Source organism: Paraburkholderia sp. EB58 (genome assembly GCF_050436665.1).
In the GTDB taxonomy this organism is placed as follows: Bacteria; Pseudomonadota; Gammaproteobacteria; order Burkholderiales; family Burkholderiaceae; genus Paraburkholderia.
Map to the genome: position 1 here is coordinate 247,455 of NZ_JBNDMQ010000003.1, position 20,324 is coordinate 267,778.

The 20,324-nt window shown below is 63.3% G+C and carries 18 protein-coding genes; 10 read left to right on the forward strand and 8 right to left on the reverse strand.

The window, feature by feature from the left end; genetic code table 11:
- Positions 1-135: 135 nt before the first annotated feature.
- The 6 genes from P3T40_RS06275 to proC all read left to right on the forward strand — a co-directional run bounded on the left by P3T40_RS06275 (position 136) and on the right by proC (position 7,213).
- Positions 136-1,551 (forward strand): FAD-binding oxidoreductase, encoded by a 1,416-nt coding sequence (locus tag P3T40_RS06275; RefSeq protein WP_429266820.1) that lies wholly within the window; start codon positions 136-138, stop codon positions 1,549-1,551.
- An 86-nt stretch (positions 1,552-1,637) separates the two neighbouring features.
- Entirely contained in the window at positions 1,638-3,131 is a 1,494-nt protein-coding gene (locus tag P3T40_RS06280; RefSeq protein ID WP_429266821.1) for an FAD-linked oxidase C-terminal domain-containing protein, read from the forward strand.
- 155 nt (positions 3,132-3,286) lie between these two features.
- Positions 3,287-4,375 (forward strand): glycolate oxidase subunit GlcE, encoded by a 1,089-nt coding sequence (gene glcE / locus P3T40_RS06285; RefSeq protein WP_429266822.1) that lies wholly within the window; start codon positions 3,287-3,289, stop codon positions 4,373-4,375.
- An 8-nt stretch (positions 4,376-4,383) separates the two neighbouring features.
- On the forward strand, positions 4,384-5,610 hold the full coding sequence (glcF, locus tag P3T40_RS06290) for a glycolate oxidase subunit GlcF (protein WP_429266823.1): 1,227 nt from the start codon (positions 4,384-4,386) through the stop codon (positions 5,608-5,610).
- 72 nt (positions 5,611-5,682) lie between these two features.
- On the forward strand, positions 5,683-6,381 hold the full coding sequence (locus P3T40_RS06295) for a YggS family pyridoxal phosphate-dependent enzyme (RefSeq protein WP_429266824.1): 699 nt from the start codon (positions 5,683-5,685) through the stop codon (positions 6,379-6,381).
- A 16-nt stretch (positions 6,382-6,397) separates the two neighbouring features.
- Entirely contained in the window at positions 6,398-7,213 is an 816-nt protein-coding gene (proC, locus tag P3T40_RS06300) for a pyrroline-5-carboxylate reductase (protein WP_429266825.1), read from the forward strand.
- 139 nt (positions 7,214-7,352) lie between these two features.
- Here the strand turns inward: proC and ubiA are convergent, their stop codons facing one another.
- The 8 genes from ubiA to recG all read right to left on the reverse strand — a co-directional run bounded on the left by ubiA (position 7,353) and on the right by recG (position 14,952).
- Positions 7,353-8,216, reverse strand: a complete 864-nt coding sequence (gene ubiA / locus P3T40_RS06305; protein ID WP_429266826.1) for a 4-hydroxybenzoate octaprenyltransferase — start codon at positions 8,214-8,216, stop codon at positions 7,353-7,355.
- A gap of 172 nt (positions 8,217-8,388) precedes the next feature.
- Positions 8,389-8,877, reverse strand: a complete 489-nt coding sequence (locus tag P3T40_RS06310; protein WP_074302390.1) for a Dps family protein — start codon at positions 8,875-8,877, stop codon at positions 8,389-8,391.
- Between the two features lie 220 nt (positions 8,878-9,097).
- Entirely contained in the window at positions 9,098-9,370 is a 273-nt protein-coding gene (locus P3T40_RS06315; protein WP_429266827.1) for a ferritin-like domain-containing protein, read from the reverse strand.
- 48 nt (positions 9,371-9,418) lie between these two features.
- Positions 9,419-9,577 carry a hypothetical protein gene (locus P3T40_RS06320; RefSeq protein ID WP_429266828.1) on the reverse strand — a complete coding sequence of 53 codons (159 nt, stop codon included), beginning with the start codon at positions 9,575-9,577 and terminating at the stop codon, positions 9,419-9,421.
- Positions 9,578-9,726: 149 nt separating this feature from the next.
- Complete coding sequence (locus P3T40_RS06325) at positions 9,727-11,178, reverse strand: catalase (RefSeq protein ID WP_429266829.1); 1,452 nt, start codon at positions 11,176-11,178, stop codon at positions 9,727-9,729.
- A gap of 68 nt (positions 11,179-11,246) precedes the next feature.
- A complete protein-coding gene (locus P3T40_RS06330) occupies positions 11,247-11,384 on the reverse strand; it encodes a hypothetical protein (protein ID WP_429266830.1) in 138 nt (45 codons plus the stop codon).
- Between the two features lie 171 nt (positions 11,385-11,555).
- Positions 11,556-12,515 (reverse strand): LysR substrate-binding domain-containing protein, encoded by a 960-nt coding sequence (locus P3T40_RS06335; protein ID WP_429266831.1) that lies wholly within the window; start codon positions 12,513-12,515, stop codon positions 11,556-11,558.
- A 154-nt stretch (positions 12,516-12,669) separates the two neighbouring features.
- On the reverse strand, positions 12,670-14,952 hold the full coding sequence (recG, locus tag P3T40_RS06340; RefSeq protein WP_429266832.1) for an ATP-dependent DNA helicase RecG: 2,283 nt from the start codon (positions 14,950-14,952) through the stop codon (positions 12,670-12,672).
- A gap of 190 nt (positions 14,953-15,142) precedes the next feature.
- Here recG and queA point away from each other — a divergent pair, with 190 nt between their 5' ends.
- From queA to secD, 4 genes are all read left to right on the forward strand, one after another.
- Complete coding sequence (gene queA, locus P3T40_RS06345) at positions 15,143-16,192, forward strand: tRNA preQ1(34) S-adenosylmethionine ribosyltransferase-isomerase QueA (RefSeq protein ID WP_429266833.1); 1,050 nt, start codon at positions 15,143-15,145, stop codon at positions 16,190-16,192.
- A 95-nt stretch (positions 16,193-16,287) separates the two neighbouring features.
- Complete coding sequence (gene tgt, locus P3T40_RS06350) at positions 16,288-17,523, forward strand: tRNA guanosine(34) transglycosylase Tgt (protein WP_429266834.1); 1,236 nt, start codon at positions 16,288-16,290, stop codon at positions 17,521-17,523.
- Positions 17,524-17,808: 285 nt separating this feature from the next.
- A complete protein-coding gene (yajC, locus tag P3T40_RS06355) occupies positions 17,809-18,132 on the forward strand; it encodes a preprotein translocase subunit YajC (RefSeq protein ID WP_074302395.1) in 324 nt (107 codons plus the stop codon).
- A 145-nt stretch (positions 18,133-18,277) separates the two neighbouring features.
- Entirely contained in the window at positions 18,278-20,317 is a 2,040-nt protein-coding gene (gene secD, locus P3T40_RS06360) for a protein translocase subunit SecD (RefSeq protein WP_429266835.1), read from the forward strand.
- Positions 20,318-20,324 lie beyond the last annotated feature (7 nt).

The window sequence follows — 20,324 nt, forward strand, 5'->3', positions numbered from 1 at the left end:
CCGCTCGTTTGCCCCGCGTCTGCCCGTAACGCCGACATTATAGGATCGGCCGTCCGGCCAGGCGCCGGCCGCCGGACGATCGGCGTAAAATGGATTGGAAACTACAGACGCCAAGCCCGTCATCAGGAGACACGTGTGAATCATCCCGCGCCGCCGGCCCCGTTGCGCCGTCCCTTCCCCGCCGAGTTGCTCACCTCGCTCAAGTCCGCCTTCGGTGAGCGCGTCTCGATCGCCGAAGCCGTGCGCGCCCACCATGGCCGCGACGAATCGCCGTTCGATCCGCAATTGCCTGACGCCGTGGTTTTCGCGCGCAATACGGAAGACGTGCAGACCATCGTCAGACTCTGCGGGCAACACGATGTGCCGATCATTCCTTATGGCAACGGCTCGTCGCTGGAAGGCCATCTGCTGGCGGTACAGGGCGGCGTGTCGATCGATCTGTCCGAGATGAACCAGGTATTGTCGATCAACGCGGAAGACCTCACCGTCACCGTCGAACCGGGCATCTCACGCAAGCAACTGAACGAAGCGCTACGCGACACGGGCCTCTTCTTCCCGATCGACCCTGGTGCGGATGCGAGCATCGGCGGCATGTCGGCGACGCGCGCCTCGGGCACCAACGCCGTACGCTACGGCACGATGCGCGAGAACGTGCTCGGCCTCACCGTCGTGCTGGCGGACGGCCGCGTCATCAAGACCGGCACACGGGCCCGCAAGTCGTCGGCGGGCTATGACCTGACGCGCCTCTTTGTAGGCTCCGAAGGCACCCTTGGCGTCATCACCGAAATCACCTTGCGGCTCTATCCGCAACCGGAGGCCGTCTCGGCGGCGGTGTGCACGTTTCCGTCGATGGGCGACGCAGTGCGCGCCGTCATCGAGACCATTCAGATGGGCGTACCGATTGCGCGCGTGGAGTTTGTTGATTCGCTCGCCATCCGTTCCATCAACCGCCATTCCAACCTCACGTTGCGTGAAGCCCCCACGCTGTTCTTCGAGTTCCACGGCACCGAAGCCGGCGTGAAGGAACAGGCTGAAACGGTGCAGGAGATCACCGCGCAGAACTCAGGGGAAGGCTTCGAATGGGCCACCCGTCCGGAAGATCGCAGCCGTCTTTGGAACGCGCGGCACAACGCCTATTTCGCGATGCTGCAACTGAAGCCGGGCTGCCGTGCAGTGACCACTGACGTGTGTGTGCCGATCTCGCGGCTCGCGGAATGCGTGGTCGAGACCGAACAGGATCTGCTCGCCTCGCCGCTGCCCTGCCCGATCGTTGGCCATGTGGGTGACGGCAATTTCCACGTCGCGATCCTGATCGACCCGGCCAAGCCGGAAGAACTCGTGGAAGCCGAGCGTCTCAACCAGCGCATCGTGCAGCGCGCGCTGCGGATGGACGGTACCTGCACCGGCGAACACGGCGTCGGCTTGCATAAGATGGGCTTCCTGCTGGAAGAACATGGCGAAGTCGCCGTCGACACAATGCGCTCGATCAAACACGCGCTCGACCCGCGCAATCTGATGAACCCCGGCAAGATTTTCTCGTGGGCAGCTTAGGCCGCGCCCGCTGACCGATGCCTGTATCACCTCGCGCGGCAAGACCGCGCACCCGGCGCAACGGACGGAGTAGGAGGAGAGGAACAATGAATGCCCCCGCCGAATTGTCGGCTGAAGTGCTCGCGCAGCGCCAACGCGAGGTCGTGCAGGCACTGATGGCCGTGCTGCCAAACCATTGCCTGCTATACCGGGAGGAAGACACGGTCGCCTACGAGTGCGACGGTCTCGCCGCCTATCGCCGGCTGCCCCTGGCGGTTGCCTTGCCGGAAACCGAATCGCAGGTGCAGCGCATCGTGCAGATCTGCCACCGGCTCGACGTGCCGATCGTGCCGCGCGGCGCCGGCACGGGCCTGTCAGGCGGCGCCATGCCAATCCGTCACGGCGTGGTGGTGTCGCTGGCGCGCTTCAGAAAAATCGTCGAAGTGGACTCGTATGCCCGTACCGCAACGGTTCAACCTGGCGTGCGAAACCTCGCGATCTCAGAAGCGGCCGCACCCTACGGGCTCTACTACGCCCCCGATCCTTCGTCGCAGATTGCCTGCACGATCGGCGGCAACGTGTCGGAAAATTCCGGCGGCGTGCACTGCCTGAAGTACGGCCTGACCGTGCATAACGTGCTACGGGTGCGGGCCGTTACGATGGAAGGCGAGGTGGTCGAATTCGGCTCGCTGGCGCCCGACGCGCCGGGGCTCGACCTGCTGGCGGTGCTGATTGGCAGCGAGGGCATGTTTGCGATCGTCACCGAAGTGACCGTCAAGCTGATCCCCAAGCCGCAGACCGCGCAGGTCGTGATGGCGAGCTTCGACGATGTCGTGAAAGGCGGCGATGCGGTCGCCGGCATCATCGCCGCGGGCATCATTCCGGCCGGCCTGGAGATGATGGACAAGCCCGCGACGCGCGCCGTCGAGGAGTTCGTCAACGCCGGTTACGACCTCGACGCCGCAGCCATCCTGTTATGCGAATCGGACGGCACGCCCGAGGAAGTGGCCGATGAAATCGTCCGCATGACAGCCGTGCTGCGCGAGCACGGAGCGACGCGCATTCAGATCTCGCGCTCCGAAAGCGAACGCCTTCGGTTCTGGTCCGGACGCAAGAACGCGTTCCCGGCCGCGGGCCGCATCTCACCGGATTACTACTGCATGGACGGCACGGTGCCGCGCCGCAGTATCGGGCCGCTGCTCGCGCGCATCGAGGCGATGGAAAAGAAGTATCAGTTGCGCTGTATCAACGTTTTCCATGCCGGCGACGGCAACATGCACCCGCTGATCCTCTTCAACGGTAACGATCTGGACGAGTGGCACCGGGCGGAGGCGTTCGGCTCCGACATCCTTGAGACCTGCGTCGAATTGGGCGGCACGGTGACGGGCGAGCACGGTGTCGGCATCGAAAAGATCAATTCCATGTGCGTGCAGTTCTCGCCCGAAGAACGCGATGCGTTTCACGCCGTCAAGCGGGCTTTCGACCCACCCGGCCTGCTGAACCCGGACAAAGGCATCCCGACGCGGGCGCGCTGCGCCGAGTACGGCAAGATGCATGTGCGCGGCGGTTTGCTGCCGCATCCGGACTTGCCGCGGTTTTAGCCCGCTTTTGGCACCTTCGGGCGGCGCCTGCATTCAAAAGACCGCCGCCCCCTCAAAACCGCCCTACCACCCACCAACCCGATGCGGGTCCGCTCCGGGTTGTCAGCACGCCCCTGCCAGGTACAATCAAGCGAAACACAACGAAGCAGGACACCATGGAAGAGGACGACATCGTCGCCGTATGGTCCGAACGCATCCGTTCGGCCACCGCCGAAGGCCGCCCGTTACGCATTCGCGGCGGCGGCACCAAGGACTGGTACGGGCAGACGCTGGAGGGAGACATCCTCGACACGCGCGCGCATCGCGGCATCATCGCCTATGATCCAGCCGAACTGGTCATTACCGCACGCGCCGGTACACCGCTGCTGGAAATCGAGGCCGCGCTGGCCGACCATGCCCAGATGCTCGCCTTCGAGCCGCCCCATTTCGGCCCCAGCGCCACCCTCGGCGGCTGCATCGCGGCCGGTATCGCCGGTCCGCGCCGCCCGTCCGCCGGGGCTGCGCGCGACTTCGTGCTCGGCGCGGTCATCATGAACGGCCACGGGCAGGTGCTCCACTTTGGCGGCCAGGTGGTGAAAAACGTGGCCGGCTACGACGTCTCGCGTCTGTTGGCCGGTTCGCTCGGCACCCTCGGTCTGGTCCTCGAGTTGTCGGTGAAGGTGCTGCCGTTCCCGAAGGCCGAAGCCACGCTCAAATTCGACATGAACGGCACCGATGCGGTCCGCAAGCTCAACGAATGGGGCGGCCGCCCGCTGCCGATCACGGCGAGCGCGTGGCGCCACGGCACGCTCGCGGTGCGCCTCGGCGGCGCCGAAGCCGCCGTCAAATCGGCGCGCTCGTCGCTTGGCGGCGAGGTGGTCGACGCTGTCGAAGCCGAACGTTTCTGGGCCGGCTTGCGCGAGCAGACCGACCCGTTCTTCGCGGCCATTGGACCCAAGAACGCCCTGTGGCGCCTCGCGCTGCCGTCGATCACCGAACCGCTGCAACTGCCGGGCGCCCAGTTGATGGAATGGGGCGGCGGCCAACGCTGGTGGATCACCGACACCGACGCGCAAACCGTGCGCATCAGCGCCAAACAGGCTGGCGGTCACGCAACCATCTTCCGCACGGGCCAGGGCTATGACCGCAGTACCGGCGTGTTTACCCCGTTGCCTGCACCGCTGATGAAAATCCATCGTGGCCTGAAGGCCGCTTTTGACCCAGCCCGCATCTTCAATCGCGGCCGGCTGTACCCCGACTTCTGAGCGGCGCGATGCAAACCAACCTCGCGGAATTCATTCGCCACACCGCCGACGGCGCCGAAGCCGACGCCATTCTGCGCAAATGCGTGCACTGCGGCTTCTGTACCGCCACCTGCCCGACCTACCAGTTGCTCGGCGACGAGCTTGACGGCCCGCGCGGGCGCATCTATCTGATCAAGCAGATGGTCGAAGGCGCGGAGGTGACGCGCAGCACCCAGACCCATCTGGACCGCTGCCTCACCTGCCGCAATTGCGAAACTACCTGCCCATCGGGCGTGCAGTATGGGCGGCTGGTGGAAATCGGCCGCAAGATCACCGAAGAAAAGGTTGACCGTCCCTTCGGTCAACGGCTGCTGCGCCGCGTGCTGGCGAGCTTTGTGCCGAACAGCGCGCTGTTCACGCCTGCGATGCGCCTAGGCCAGCACGTGCGCGCGTTCTTGCCGAAAAAGCTGCGCGACAAGGTGCCGGCGCGCCAGCGCCCGCTCGAATGGCCCGTCGCGAAACACGAGCGCAAGATGCTGATGCTCGCCGGTTGCGTGCAGCCGTCGATGATGCCGAACGTCAACATCGCCACCGCTCGCGTGCTCGATGCGCTCGGAGTCGAGACGATCGTCGCATCCGAGGCCGGCTGTTGCGGCGCGATCCGCCTGCATCTGGGCTACAACGACGAAGCGCTCAACGATATCCGCGCCAACATCGACGCGTGGTGGCCGTACGTTGAACAGGGCGTCGAAGCGATCGTGATGAACGCATCAGGCTGTGGCGCCACGGTCAAGGAATACGCGCACCTGCTGCGTAACGATCCGGTCTACGCCGAGAAGGCGCAGCGCATTGTCGGGCTGACGCGCGACATCTCCGAGATCCTGCCGGAGTTCGAGGAGGCGCTCGTCGCCGTAACGCGCCGCCGCGCCGTCCATACGGTGGCGTTCCATCCGCCCTGCACGCTGCAGCACGGTCAGCAGTTGCGCGGCCAGGTCGAGCACGTGCTGGCCGCGCTCGGCATTGAGGTGCGGCTGCCGGCCGACAGCCATATGTGCTGTGGCTCGGCCGGAACGTATTCGCTGACACAGCCTACGCTCTCATATGCGTTGCGCGATCAGAAGCTCGAAAAGCTGCGGGCGCAGGAACCGCAGGTCATCGTATCGGCCAACGTCGGCTGCATTGCGCACCTGCAAAGCGGCACGTCGACGCCGGTGGCGCACTGGATCGAACTCGTCGAGCATATGCTGTACGCATGAGCAATCAGGCGGCACGGCAGGGGTCCGTATAATCCAGTACATCGCCCCTGTGCAGATTTCTTCTGACGTCTCATGCCCGATCTCGTACACAACCTCCACGCGGTGTCGCAGCGTATTGTCCTCGCCGAGCAACTCACCGGACGCGAGCCACGCTCGGTCGCCCTCCTCGCGGTCTCGAAGACGTTTCCCGCTGAAGATGTCCGTGCCGCGCATGCGGCCGGCCAGCGTATGTTCGGCGAGAACTATGTGCAGGAGTCGTTGACGAAGATCGAAGCCTTGGCCGATTTGCGCGCGTCGCTCGAATGGCATTTCATCGGGCCGCTGCAGTCGAACAAGACTCGCCCGGTTGCGGAAAATTTCGATTGGGTGCATTCGGTCGATCGCCTGAAGATTGCGCAACGGCTCGCCGAACAGCGTCCCGCACATTTGCCGCCGCTCAACGTGTGTCTGCAGGTGAACGTGAGCGGCGAGGCATCGAAAGCCGGTGTGACGCCGACTGAAGCTGCCGAGGCGGCGCATGCCATCGCCGCTCTGCCGCAACTGCGCCTGCGCGGTCTCATGTCGATTCCCGAGCCGGCTGACACCATCGAAGAACAACGCGCGCCACATCGCCAGCTACGTGAACTGTTCGAGCGCCTCTGCGCCGACGGATTCGCGCTGGACACGCTGTCGATGGGCATGTCGAGCGATCTCGAAGCCGCGGTGCTCGAAGGCGCGACCATCGTGCGCATCGGCACGGCGATTTTCGGCAACCGCGACTACTCCAACTGACTTCTCCCGGAACATCATGAAAATTGCCTTCATCGGCGGCGGCAACATGGCCGCTGCAATCATCGGCGGCCTGATCAAGCACGGTGTCGCGCCGGCCGACCTTTACGCAATCGACCCCAACGAAGACGCCCGCAAGCGCAACGAGCAGCAGTTCGGCGTGCGCACCGGCGCCGGGGCGGATGCCGCCCTCGCGCCGTTCGACGCAATCGTGCTGGCCGTGAAGCCGCAGGTCCTCAAGGTGGTAGCAGAAGGACTGGCGCCGCATCTGGGTGACAAGCAGGTGGTAATCAGCATCGTCGCCGGCATTCGCACCGCCGACCTGTCGCGTTGGCTCAACGGTCATCAACGGATCGTGCGTGTGATGCCGAATACCCCTGCGCTGATCGGCATGGGCGTGGCCGGTCTGACGGCGACGGGCAGTGTCGACGCAGCAGACCGTGCGCTTGCCACCCAGGTGCTGGGCGCCGTGGGCGAGACCGTCTGGTTCGACGACGAAGCAAAGATCGACGCCGTGACCGCCATCTCGGGTAGCGGACCAGCCTACGTGTTCTACTTCGTCGAGGCCCTGCAGGAGGCCGCACGCCAGCTCGGCATGGACGAAGCGCAGGGTCGCGCGCTGGCCGTCGCGACCTTCACCGGCGCGGCGCAACTGGCCGCGCAATCCGACGAGCCGCCGGGCGTGTTGCGCGAACGCGTGACGTCGAAGGGCGGCACGACGGCGGCCGCACTCGCCTCGTTCGACGCGAGCGGCATCAAGGATGCGATCGTGCGTGGCGTGCTGGCGGCCGATGCCCGGGCGAAGGAAATGGGCGAGGAGTTCGGCAAGCAGTAAGGCGGGCCTAAACCTGCGAGGCGCTGCGCCGGCCTCTTAAGAAAACGCCGGGCCGCCCGCACTTTTGGCGATCCGCAGGAAGTCCCCTTGCGGATTGCCTTCTACGAGGGCTTGGCGCAAAGCGTCAGGCTTGGGGCGCTCAGAACGACGCAGCCGCGTAATGCGCCGCAATCCCCGCAAACAACGCCCCGCCCAGCCAGTTGTTATGGCGGAAGGCGGCGAAACACGGCATGCGTTCGCGATTACGGATGAGCGTGTAGTGGTAGATCGAGCAGCCTGCGGCCACTGCCCAGCCCAGCCAATACAGCGGGCCAAACCCGAGCGTCAGGCCGACGCGAATGTAGATGCCCAGCGTGAACGCGTAGCACAGCATGATCGCAAAGACGTCGTAGCGGCCGAAGGTCAGCGCCGAAGTGCGGATGCCGATCTTGATGTCGTCATCGCGGTCGACCATGGCATATTCCGTGTCGTACGCCACCGACCAGAACACATTGGCGAGCAGCATCAGCCACGCGAGCATCGGCACATGTCCCTGCACGGCGGCGAAGGCCATCGGAATGCCGAAACCGAAGGCGATCCCCAGATACGCCTGCGGAATCGCAAAGAAACGCTTGGTGAACGGATACGACCCCGCGACGAACAGCGCCGCCACCGACAGCTCTTTCGTCAGCGTATTAAGCGGCAAAATCAGCAGAAACGACACCAGTGCTAGCGCCGCGGCGAGCACCAGCGCTTCCCACGCCTTGATTTTGCCCGACGTGATAGGCCGATTCGCGGTGCGCTTCACGTAGCGGTCGAAATCGCGGTCGGCGTAGTCGTTGACAGCGCAGCCGGCCGAGCGCATCAGGAACGTGCCAAGCGTGAAGATAACGAGCAGCGACAGCGAAGGATGTCCATCCGACGCAATCCACAGCGCGTTGAGCGTCGGCCAAAGCAGCAGCAGGCTGCCGATCGGCTTGTCCATGCGGACGAGGCGCAGAAACAGAGGGAGTCGGGCGAACATGGGCAGGCGTCGTCAAGTGCGGGCGGTGACGCCATTTTAAGGTATGCGCGCGAGGAGGGCCGCGCAAGCGCGCAGCACGGTCGCGCGCCGCGCCAGTCCCAAAGTCTGGCCCACAAAAAACAAAGCCTCCCATTCAGGGAGGCCCGGCACTGCATCATACTGCTGCGTGAGCTTAAGCCAGCATCGAACGCAGCATCCACGCCGTCTTTTCGTGCGTCTGCATGCGTTGCGTCAGCAGGTCGGCAGTCGGCTCGTCGTTGGCGGCTTCGGTGGCCGGGAAAATGCCGCGCGCGGTGCGCACCACGGCTTCCTGGCCTTCCACCAGTTGGCGAATCATTTCTTCTGCTGCGGGCACGCCGTCCGCTTCCGGGATCGACGACAGCTTCGCAAACTCCTTGTAGCTGCCCGGCGCATGCACACCCAACGCACGGATACGCTCAGCGATCGAATCGACAGCCAGCGCCAGCTCGTTGTACTGCGTTTCGAACATCAGGTGCAGCGTGTTGAACATCGGCCCCGTGACGTTCCAGTGGAAGTTATGGGTCTTCAGGTACAGCGTGTACGTGTCGGCAAGCAGATGCGACAGGCCGTCTGCAATCTTCTTCCGATCCTTGTCGCTGATACCGATGTTAACGTGTTGTACGGTTTCTTTCTTGGCCATGACGACTCCTTTGAAGAGTGATGTGAAGCAGCAGGCAGAGCTTGACACGCTAATGCGCGCAAACCATGAACCTGCGAACGTCCGCCAGTTTATCGTACAAATACGCGAACTTTATGCGACCGCTGGCCGCGAGCCGCATTGCACACTAACGCCAGACCGTCAGCAACCTGAGGTTGGCCACGCACAACGAGGGCGCGGCCCCGGTGTGCGCCCACGCACGCTACTTTGCGTAGTTATGGGCTTCGACCTTCCACAGATAATCGTCTACTGCCCGGGAAATCTCCGTGAACAGATCGGCCCATTCGATAGCGGCTGTGTGAACCTCGTCGAACAGCAGATGCAGCGCGATGAAATTGGGACCCTTCACGTTCCAGTGTGCCTGCTTTGCTTGCCGCTGCACGTCGATCGCGGTCGCGAGCGACTGGCCAAGCAGATCCACGGACTTGCGTCGAATCTCTTCTGGCAGAGTATTGCGGGTGGAATGTAGTGACATGACAATCTCCGTATGAAAAGTGCAGAAATAGCGTTTCGCCAGTCCGTCCTAGTGGCCTGACAGGTGTTGCAGCGCGTGCGACGCTATCACTGCGTAGCCGCTCGTCAGGATGGCGAGACCAACCAGCTTGCGCGAGAAGTTGCCGCCGAACACCATGCGTGCGTCACGTGCGATCCGTGCGCCGCCGATACTCAACATATGGACCATGATCGTTCTCCTTCGCTTCGTCTTCGAACCGGCAAGACGCACACGCGCTCGCCATCACTATCGGATGAGGCTCAGGCGGTCTGTTTTAGCCGCCTGAGCTGCTGCACCGCCAACCTCATAAGCCGGCATGGTGGCACTTCGTTTGATACTTACTTCGCCTTCTCATTGAGCGTCGCCAACGCGGCGACCACGCCTTCTGCGTACGCCGGATCGATCCGGCGGAAATGCTCGAGCTGACGCGCGAGGATCTCCTGCGGCACGCCGTTGATATGGCGTGCGATGTTGCCGAAGAAGCGTTCGCGTTGCGCCGCATCGAACAGCCGGAACAACGCGGCCGGCTGGCTGTAGTAGTCCTCGTCTTCACGATGGTCGTAACGGTCCACGGCGCCTGCTGCGAGCGGCGGCTCGGCTGCGTTGCGATCCTGCGCGAAGTCGCCGAAGCGATTCGGCTCATAGTTCACCGTCGCGCCCAGATTGCCGTCCGTGCGCATGCCCCCATCACGATGGAACGAATGCTGACGCTGCACGCGCGAGGCGTTCACCGGAATCTGATGATGGTTGATCCCGAGGCGATAACGCTGCGTGTCGCCGTACGAGAACAGACGCCCTTGCAACAGACGGTCCGGCGAGAAGCCGATGCCCGGCACCACGTTGGCTGGCGTAAAGGCTGCCTGCTCGACATCGGCGAAATAGTTCTGCGCGTTGCGATTCAGTTCAATCGTGCCGACGTCGATCAACGGATAGTCTTTGTACGGCCACACCTTGGTGATATCGAACGGGTTGTAGCGATACTTGGCCGCATCCGCTTCCGGCATCACCTGAATGCAGAAGCGCCACTTCGGGAAGTTGCCGCTATCGATGTTGTCGACCAGATCGCGCTGCGCGCTTTCGCGGTCTTGCGCAACCACCTGGGCTGCTTCGGCGTCGGTGTAGTTCTCGATGCCTTGCATCGACTTGAAGTGGAACTTGACCCAGAAGCGCTCATCCTTCGCGTTGATGAACGAGAACGTGTGCGAGCCGAAGCCGTGCATTTGCCGGTAGTTCTGCGGAATGCCGCGATCGCTCATCAAAATCGTCACCTGATGCAGCGATTCCGGATGACGCGACCAGAAGTCCCACGCCGCCACGTTGCTGCGCAGGTTCGTGTACGGATCGCGCTTTTGCGTGTGGATGAAGTCCGGGAACTTGAGCGGATCGCGGATGAAGAACACCGGCGTGTTGTTGCCGACGATGTCCCAGTTACCCTCTTCCGTGTAGAACTTGATCGAAAAGCCACGCACATCGCGTTCCGCGTCGGCAGCGCCACGCTCCCCGGCGACGGTCGAAAAGCGCATGAACAGCGGTGTTTCCTTGCCCCCTTCGGCAAACACTTTGGCCTTTGTGTAGCGCGAAATGTCCTGCGTCACCTTCAGCGTACCGAAAGCGCCTGAACCCTTGGCGTGCACGCGGCGCTCCGGAATCACTTCACGGTCGAAGTGCGCGAGCTTTTCGAGCAACCATACGTCTTGCAACACCACCGGGCCGCGGACGCCGGCAGTCATCGAATTCTGGTTGTCAGCGACGGGCGAGCCGGCGGCTGTAGTGAGTTTGCTTTCAGACATCGTGTATTCCTGGTGAGTTGGTTTTTTGTGCGGAAGGTGATTCGGAAAGAGTGCGATCGAACGACGGCCTAAGCGCTGAGCGCGCGGTCGACCAGCAACGAAAACGCAGCGGTCCGCATCCCGTTCATCGACGCTGCAAGCGGATGGGCCGGCACGGCGCGTTGGGAAGAAACCTGCTGGGGTTGCTGCGGTTGTGGCTGGTTCATGACTTCCTCCGTGTTTTGTCGGATCGGTTGATCCATGGAGGAGACTATAACAATGCTATCGAAAATTAATATTTGATTAATTTTATCTATTCGATAGGGGCCGAGGCTATTGACCCCAGGTACTACCGACCGGCGCGCATGGCAGCGCCGGCCTTGCCTCTAAAGGCGCGCTCAGTTCACCGCGACGGGCAGATCGAGCTTGTTCACGCCGGGCAATTCGCAGGCGTTGATGGCATCGCAGATGGCCTCGATGGCGGGCATGCGCGTGAAGCTCTTGCGCCAGGCCAGCACGACGCGGCGATCCGGCACCGGTTCGTCGAAGGCCACATAGCTAAGCAGCCCCGAATCGACGCCACCCGCGTGCGGCTTCACCTCCTGCACCGACATGCGTGGCAGAACCGTGATACCAACGCCGCTCGCCACCATATGGCGGATCGTCTCCAGCGACGAGCCTTCGAAGGTCTTCTGGATGCCGTCTGCATTCTGCGAGAAGCGCATAAGCTCAGGACACACGCCCAGCACGTGATCGCGGAAGCAGTGGCCGCTGCCGAGCAGCAGCATGGTTTCCTGCTTCAGATCGTCCGGATCGATCTTCGAGCGATGCTCCCAGGCATGACCAGACGGCAGCGCAACGACAAACGGCTCGTCGTAAAGCGGGCGCAGCATCAGCCCCGTTTCCGGGAACGGCAGCGCCATGATCGCGACGTCGATTTCGCCCTGCTTGAGCAATTCGATCAGCTTGAGCGTGTAATTCTCCTGCAGCATCAGCGGCATTTGCGGGACACGCTTGATCATCTGCTTGACCAGCGTGGGCAGCAGGTACGGTCCAATCGTATAGATGACGCCCAGCCGCAGCGGCCCAACCAGCGGGTCTTTGCCCTGCTTGGCGATTTCCTTGATAGCCAGCGTCTGCTCCAACACCCGCTGCGCCTGCGTGACGATCTGCTCGCCGATCGGCGTGACGCTGACTTCGCTCGTACCACGCTCGAAAATCTGCACATTCAGTTCGTCTTCAAGCTTCTTGATCGCCACCGACAGCGTCGGCTGGCTGACGAAACACGCCTCGGCCGCGCGGCCAAAATGCCGCTCGCGAGCAACCGCGACGATATATTTCAATTCAGTGAGCGTCATTGGGGACCAATCAGTGCGATGAATTCGATAGGTTTCTGTTATACACCTATGGGGCCAATTCGCCAACCACCCCCAGCACAGGGAATGCCCGCAAACGGTTACGAACGTAACTTTGCTCCAATTGACGCCGTCACCAAGGCCTTGCTTCAGATCTTCAGGCTTTCAGATATTGCTCGCGGGCACCGAGCCATCGGGCCAGATGCTGGGTCACGACATCCGGATGTGCCTGCAGCAGGTGCGCCGCCGCCTCGCGCGCCGGCTCGATCAACCAGCCGTCCTGCTCGAGGTCGGCGAACCGCAGCATGGCGGCGCCAGACTGGCGCGCGCCGAGAAACTCGCCGGGACCGCGGATTTCGAGGTCGCGGCGCGCAATTTCGAAGCCGTCAGTGGTTTCGCGCATGGTTTGCAGGCGGGCGCGAGCCGTGATTGACAGTGGCCCGGTGTAGAGCAGCACGCAAACCGACGCCGCACTGCCCCGTCCGACCCGGCCGCGCAACTGGTGCAATTGCGCGAGGCCGAAGCGCTCCGCATGCTCGATCACCATCAACGACGCGTTCGGCACATCCACGCCCACCTCGATCACCGTGGTCGCGACCAGCAACTGCACTTCGTTGCGGGTGAACGCGTCCATCACCGCCGCTTTTTCGGCGGGAGCAAGCCGCCCGTGCACGAGACCCACGTTCAGCTCGGGCAACGCGGCGATTAGCGTTTCGTAGGTTTCGACGGCGGTCTGGAGTTGCAGCGTCTCGCTCTCTTCGATCAGCGGACATACCCAGTAGACCTGACGCCCCGTCAGCGCCGCCTCGCGCACGCGACCGATCACCTCCTCGCGGCGCGCGTCGGACACAAGCTTGGTCAGAATCGGCGTGCGGCCGGGCGGCAGTTCGTCGATGGTCGAGACGTCGAGATCTGCGTAGTAGGTCATCGCCAGCGTGCGCGGGATTGGCGTGGCAGACATCATCAATTGATGCGGCTGGAAATCGCTCGCGCCGTCCGCCGCGTTCTGCGCCTTCGCGCGCAGCGCGAGCCGCTGGGCGACGCCGAACCGGTGCTGTTCGTCGACGATCACGAGCCCAAGTCGCGCGAATTCCACCGCATCCTGGATAATCGCGTGCGTGCCGATCACCAGTTGCGCGGTGCCGAGCGCCGCGGCTTCGATTGCGGCGCGCTTTTCTTTCGTCTTTAGACTACCCGCCAGCCACGCGACGCTCACGCCGAGCGGTTCCAGCCAGCCGCGCAGCTTGCGCGCGTGCTGTTCCGCGAGGATTTCGGTGGGCGCCATCAGGGCGGCCTGATAGCCCGCGTCGATGGCCTGCGCCGCGGCGAGCGCGGCGACGATGGTCTTGCCGCTACCCACATCGCCCTGCAGCAGGCGCTGCATCGGATGCGGCTGGGTCAGATCCAGGGCAATTTCCCCGCCTACGCGCTCCTGGGCACGGGTCAGCGAAAACGGCAGCGCTTTCAGAAGACGCGCCACCAACGAGGCGGGATCGTCCGCTGTGCGCCGCGACATGCTCGGCGCTGCGCGGGTGCGGCGCTCATCGTGCGCGCGCTTGAGCGACATCTGTTGCGCGAGCAGTTCCTCGAACTTGATCCGCACCCATGCCGGGTGCGTGCCGTCCATCAGCGCGGTTTCGTCGGAATCCACGCCCGGATGATGCAGCATGCGCACCGCCTGCATCAGCGGCGGCACGCCGAGCGGCTCCAGATACGCCTTGGCGACCGGTTCCGGCAGCAATTCCGGCAATGCCGTGCGCGAGAGCGCGTTATCGATCGCTTTGCGCAGATACGCCTGGCTCACGCCGGCCGTGCTCGGATAGACGGGCGTCAGCGCCTGCGGCAGGGGCGTGTCGTCATCGACGACGCGCACCGCCGGATGGACCATCTCCATTCCGAAGAAGCCGCCGCGGACATCGCCACGCACGCGAAGCCGCGCGCCGATCGCCATCTGCTTGACCTGCGAGCCGTAGAAATTCAGAAAGCGCAGCACCAGTTCGTCGCCGTCTTCGTCACGCAGTTTGACCAGCAACTGACGGCGCGGACGATAGGCTATTTCGTTGTCGAACACCACGCCTTCGGTCTGCGCGATGCCGCCCGGCAGCAGATGTGCGATCGGCGTGAGCGAGGTCTCGTCCTCGTAGCGCATCGGAAGATGCAGGACCAGATTGATGTCGCTCGTGAGGCCGAGTTTGGCGAGCTTGTCCGCGGTTTTGGTGAGCGCCGGCGCAGCCTTATCTGCTGCCCTGGAGGTCTTCGGCGTTTTTGATGTCTTCGGTGTCTTGCCCACCTCGCCCGCTTTAGTCACCTTAGCCGATTTGGCTTCTTGTCCCGGCCCGGAATTGAGCAGTTCGCCCCCTTTGCCGCGGGCGGCGGGGCGCTTCGGCTCGGCGCTCACTTCGTCAGTAGCAGAGGGCAAACGGCGGTCGGACAAAGGCATGGGTTGCTTCGCAAGTACAATATCGGCTTTCAAAGGTTTCGCGGCCTCGCAGCGCACCGGCTATAACCAGCCATGAGGCGCCGCTGCGGCGTCCCGCAATCATAGCCGCCCGCCGTGAGGCTTCGGTGCAATTCCGCCCGGCTTCGGCCCAATTCCGTTTCGTTTTACGTCCAGCAGCCAGCCAGTCCGCATGTTCACGCTTTCCGATTTCGATTTCGACCTGCCGCCCGAGTTGATCGCGCAAACCGCGTTGCCAGAACGCAGCGCGAGCCGTCTGCTCGAAGTGGACAACCTCGCTACGCCCGCGCGTCTCACCGACCGCCGCTTTGCGGAACTGCCCGAATGCATCGTGCCGGGCGATCTGCTGGTGTTCAACGATACCAAAGTCCTGAGGGCGCGCTTCCTCGGCCAAAAGGCCAGTGGTGGCAAGATCGAGGTGCTGGTCGAGCGGCTGACCGGCGAGCGCACGGCGCTCGCGCAGATTCGCGCCAGCAAGAGCCCCGCGCCCGGTACGACGCTGCGCCTCGCCGACGCGTTCGACGTGACGGTCGGCGAGCGCGTCGAGCCGTTCTATACGCTGCACTTTCCAGAAGACTGCCTGACGCTAATCGAGCAGTTCGGCCGCCTGCCGCTGCCGCCCTACATCGAGCACGACCCCGACGCGACCGACGAAAACCGCTACCAGACGGTGTTCGCGCAGAATCCGGGCGCGGTGGCCGCGCCAACCGCGGGCTTGCACTTCGACGACGCGCTGCTCGCCCGTCTCGACGAACGGGGCGTGGAGCGCGCGACGCTGACGCTGCATGTCGGCGCGGGCACGTTCCAGCCGGTGCGGGTGGAAAAGCTCTCCGAGCACAAGATGCATAGCGAGTGGTATCAGTTGCCGCAAACGCTGGTGGACCGGATCGCGGCAACGAAGGCGCGTGGCAATCGCGTGATCGCGGTGGGCACGACCTCGATGCGCGCGCTCGAAGCCGCCGCCCGCGACGCGGAGGCCGCCGGCCGGCCGCTCGCAGCGACCAGCGCCGAGACTGATATTTTCATCACGCCCGGGTACAAGTTCCGCGTGGTAGACCGGCTGGTGACGAATTTCCATTTGCCGAAGTCGACATTGCTTATGCTGGTGTCGGCGTTTGCGGGCATCGAGACGATCCGCGCTGCTTACCGGCACGCGATCGAGGAGCGCTACCGCTTCTTTAGCTATGGCGACGCCATGCTGCTGACGCGCAACGACGGCTAAGACCTGACGTCCTTATTTTCTTTACCCCGCCGCCGCGGCTCGCGTGGCGGCATTTCATTTGCGCCGGACTGTTCTCCGGTGGCACAGGAGTCTCCATGACCGACGGTCATACCCACGATACAAGCGCCGCAGGCGCGGCCTGCCCAACTTGCGCCAATCACGGTGACAACACCGCCGAACGCCCCGCCAATGGCCTCAAATTCGAGCTACTCACCACCGACGGCCAGGCGCGTCGCGGTCGCCTGACGCTGAATCACGGCGTGGTCGAAACGCCGATCTTCATGCCGGTGGGCACTTACGGCACAGTGAAGGCGGTTCAGCCGCGCGAGCTCGAGGAAATGCACGCGCAGATCATCCTCGGCAACACCTTCCACCTGTGGCTGCGTCCAGGGCTGGAGACGATCGGCGCACACGGCGGCTTGCACCGTTTCATGGGCTGGAATAAACCCATCCTCACGGACTCCGGCGGCTTTCAGGTGTTTTCGCTCGGCGATCTGCGCAAGATCACCGAGGATGGCGTCACATTCGCATCGCCGATCAACGGCGACAAGCTGTTCCTGTCGCCTGAAGTGTCCATGCAGATCCAGAAGGTGCTGAACTCTGACATCGTCATGCAGTTCGACGAATGCACGCCGTACGCGACCAACAACGTGCCCACTTCGCACAAGGACGCCGCCGACTCGATGCGCATGTCGATGCGCTGGGCCCAGCGTTCCATCAACGAATTCAACGGCCTCGGCAACCCGAACGCGCTGTTCGGGATCGTCCAGGGCGGCATGTTCGAAGACCTGCGCGACGAATCGCTGGCCGGTTTGGCGGAGATGGACTTCCACGGCCTCGCCATCGGCGGCTTGTCGGTCGGCGAGCCCAAGGAAGACATGATGCGCGTGCTCAACCACATCGGTCCGAAGCTCCCAGCCGACAAGCCTCACTACCTGATGGGCGTGGGCACGCCGGAAGATCTGGTGGCCGGCGTCGCGGCCGGCGTCGACATGTTCGACTGCGTGATGCCGACCCGTAACGCCCGCAACGGCTGGCTGTTCACGCGCTTTGGCGACATCAAGATCCGCAATGCGACGCACAAGAACTCGCTGCGCCCGCTCGACGAAACTTGCGGCTGCTACACCTGCCGAAATTTCACTCGCGGCTACCTGCATCATCTGCATCGGGTCGGCGAAATTCTTGGCGCGCAGCTCAACACGATTCACAATCTGCACTACTACCTCGAACTGATGGGCGAAATCCGCGAGTCCATCGAGGCGCACGGGTTCGAAGCCTTCCGCAAACGCTTCCACGAGAACCGGGCAAGAGGTGTTGAGCAGGCCGCCTAGAGGGTTCCTACCATAGCCCCGCAGAAAGGGCTTCGCCGAAGGCCTGTGCTCAACCAAAGATAAGGGCACAAACAAGCCCCGAGGAAGGCGCACAATAGCGCCCGCTGACGGATTCCCCCGAAGAAACCGTCGGTGCAACAGCCTTAATATTACAATTACGTTACGACACCACCCAAATAAGCTTTAACAGCTTGATCGGAAAGCCCATTTGCCGTGCCGTCGTACCAAATGCCGGTGGTAGAATAATCGGCTGATTTTTTTGATCGTTATAACGGAGAGACCAACGTGTCGTTCATTTCCAACGCCTTCGCTCAAGGCTCAGGTGGTGCAGAATCGAGCCTGATGAGCTTCCTGCCGCTGATCCTGATGTTCGGCGTGCTGTACTTCATCATGATTCGCCCGCAAATGAAGCGCCAGAAAGAACACCGCAACATGCTCTCCGCCATGGCGAAGGGCGACGAAGTGGTCACGAACGGCGGCATCGTCGGCAAGGTGACCAAGGTTAGCGACGCGTATGTCGGCGTCGAAATCGCTGAAGGCACGGAAATCACCGTGCAAAAGGCGTCGGTCACGACGATTCTCCCGAAGGGCACGATCAAGTCGCTGTAAGGCCTGCTCTCTCGCGTCCGGCGCGGCCTCGCGGAACTGAAGCCAGAATGCCTGCCATGTCATCCATGCCAACAGGTACGCTGCGGCTCCCGCGCTCATCGCCGGACGCATCGCTTCCAAGCCAACCTTCCCGTTGGACCACTCCATGAATCGTTACCCCCTCTGGAAATATGTCGTGATGGTCGTGGCGCTTGCCATCGGCCTCATCTACACATTGCCCAATTTCTTCGGCGAAGCGCCGGCGGTGCAGGTGTTGAGCGGCAAGGCAACGGTCAAGCTCGATTCGTCGACACTGTCGCAAATCGAAGCCGCACTGGCTGCCAATCAGATCACCGCCTCCGACGTGACGTTCGACAACTCGTCGAGCAACGCGAACATTCGCGTGCGTCTGTCGGATACCGACACGCAGTTGCGCGTGAAGGACCTGCTGTCGAAGACGCTGAACAGCGACCCGACCGATCCTAACTTCGTTGTCGCCCTGAACCTGCAAAGCGCGTCACCGCGCTGGCTGACCGCCCTGCACGCACTGCCGATGTACCTCGGCCTCGACCTGCGTGGCGGTGTGCACTTCCTGCTGCAGGTGGACATGGCAGGCGCGCTGAACAAGAAGCTCGATTCCGACGCCTCGGACGCGCGCACCTTGCTGCGCGACAACAACATCCGTGATGGCGGCGTGAACCGCGTCAACCAGACCGTGGTGATCAATTTCGCCGACAAGGACACGGCGGACGCGGCGAGCAAGCAGCTCTCGCGCAGCATCAGCGAACTCCAGTGGGCGACCCAGACGGCGCCTGACGGCACCATGCAACTGGTCGGCACGTTCACGCCGGCGGTGCAGAGAACCGTCGAAGATGCGGCGCTCAAGCAGAACATCACAACGCTGCATAACCGGGTCAACGAACTGGGTGTGGCCGAACCGGTGATCCAGCAGCAAGGCTCCGACCGCATCGTGGTCGAATTGCCGGGCGTGCAGGACACGGCGAAGGCGAAGGACATCATCGGCCGCACGGCGACGCTCGAAGCGCGTCTGGCGGATCCGGTGAACCTCCATCCGAACCCGGGCGATCCGGTGCCGCCGGGTGACGAACTGTTCACCGAAGGCAACCAGGTACCGGTGCTGTTGCGCAAACAGGTGATCTTCACCGGCGACCGCATCATCGACGCGTCGGCGGGCTTTGACGAACATCAACGTCCGTCGGTCAACATCCGTCTCGATTCGGCCGGTGGCCGGGCCGTGGCGAGCGTGTCGCGCGACAACATCGGCAAGCCGATGGCGATGGTGCTGTTCGAAAAGGGCAAGGGCCAGGTGCTGACGGTCGCGACGATCCAGTCGGAACTGGGTGACCGCTTCCAGATCACCGGCCAGCCGACGCCGCAAGCCGCCGCCGACCTCGCCTTGCTGCTGCGCGCCGGTTCGCTGGCGGCGCCGATGGACATCATCGAAGAACGCACGATCGGCCCGAGCCTTGGCGCCGATAACATCAAGAAGGGCTTCCACTCGGTGATCTGGGGCTTTACCGCCATCGCCGTCTTCATGATCGCGTACTACATGCTGTTCGGCGTGATCTCGATGATCGGCCTGTCGGTCAACCTGCTGCTGCTGGTCGCCGTGCTGTCCATGCTGCAGGCCACGCTGACCTTGCCGGGTATTGCCGCTATCGCACTGGCGCTCGGTATGGCCATTGACGCGAACGTGCTGATCAACGAGCGGGTGCGTGAAGAGCTGCGTAACGGTGCGCCCGCCCAACTGGCCATCCAGAACGGCTACGCGCATGCATGGGCAACCATTCTCGACTCGAACGTGACCACGCTGATCGCCGGTCTGGCGCTGCTCGCCTTCGGCTCGGGTCCGGTCCGCGGATTCGCGATCGTGCACTGTATCGGCATCCTGACCTCGATGTTCTCCGCGGTGTTCTTCTCGCGCGGTCTCGTGAACCTCTGGTACGGCGGCAAGAAGAAGCTGAAGTCGCTGGCGATTGGCCAGGTCTGGAGGCCGGCAGCGGTCGAGGCTGCAGGCGCTGCTGCGTATCTTGGCAGCGAAGATGCCGCTACGGACACGGCACGCGCCGTCGCCGCGGCCTCTGCCAAGCCGAAGGCCGCAGCCCAGACTCGCGCCGCCGCCGGCAAGCCGACGGTGCGCCGCCGCAACAGCAACACGCCGCAGAAACCGGGTTCATCCCGCTGAGTCCCGG

Bases quoted from the DNA above. Each gene is read 5' to 3' on its own strand.
- P3T40_RS06280 (WP_429266821.1), top strand. From the start codon at position 1,638: ATGAATGCCCCCGCCGAATTGTCGGCTGAAGTGCTCGCGCAGCGCCAA.
- glcE (WP_429266822.1), top strand. From the start codon at position 3,287: ATGGAAGAGGACGACATCGTCGCCGTATGGTCCGAACGCATCCGTTCG.
- glcF (WP_429266823.1), top strand. From the start codon at position 4,384: ATGCAAACCAACCTCGCGGAATTCATTCGCCACACCGCCGACGGCGCC.
- P3T40_RS06295 (WP_429266824.1), top strand. From the start codon at position 5,683: ATGCCCGATCTCGTACACAACCTCCACGCGGTGTCGCAGCGTATTGTC.
- proC (WP_429266825.1), top strand. From the start codon at position 6,398: ATGAAAATTGCCTTCATCGGCGGCGGCAACATGGCCGCTGCAATCATC.
- ubiA (WP_429266826.1), bottom strand. From the start codon at position 8,216: ATGTTCGCCCGACTCCCTCTGTTTCTGCGCCTCGTCCGCATGGACAAG.
- P3T40_RS06310 (WP_074302390.1), bottom strand. From the start codon at position 8,877: ATGGCCAAGAAAGAAACCGTACAACACGTTAACATCGGTATCAGCGAC.
- P3T40_RS06315 (WP_429266827.1), bottom strand. From the start codon at position 9,370: ATGTCACTACATTCCACCCGCAATACTCTGCCAGAAGAGATTCGACGC.
- P3T40_RS06320 (WP_429266828.1), bottom strand. From the start codon at position 9,577: ATGGTCCATATGTTGAGTATCGGCGGCGCACGGATCGCACGTGACGCA.
- P3T40_RS06325 (WP_429266829.1), bottom strand. From the start codon at position 11,178: ATGTCTGAAAGCAAACTCACTACAGCCGCCGGCTCGCCCGTCGCTGAC.
- P3T40_RS06330 (WP_429266830.1), bottom strand. From the start codon at position 11,384: ATGAACCAGCCACAACCGCAGCAACCCCAGCAGGTTTCTTCCCAACGC.
- P3T40_RS06335 (WP_429266831.1), bottom strand. From the start codon at position 12,515: ATGACGCTCACTGAATTGAAATATATCGTCGCGGTTGCTCGCGAGCGG.
- recG (WP_429266832.1), bottom strand. From the start codon at position 14,952: ATGCCTTTGTCCGACCGCCGTTTGCCCTCTGCTACTGACGAAGTGAGC.
- queA (WP_429266833.1), top strand. From the start codon at position 15,143: ATGTTCACGCTTTCCGATTTCGATTTCGACCTGCCGCCCGAGTTGATC.
- tgt (WP_429266834.1), top strand. From the start codon at position 16,288: ATGACCGACGGTCATACCCACGATACAAGCGCCGCAGGCGCGGCCTGC.
- secD (WP_429266835.1), top strand. From the start codon at position 18,278: ATGAATCGTTACCCCCTCTGGAAATATGTCGTGATGGTCGTGGCGCTT.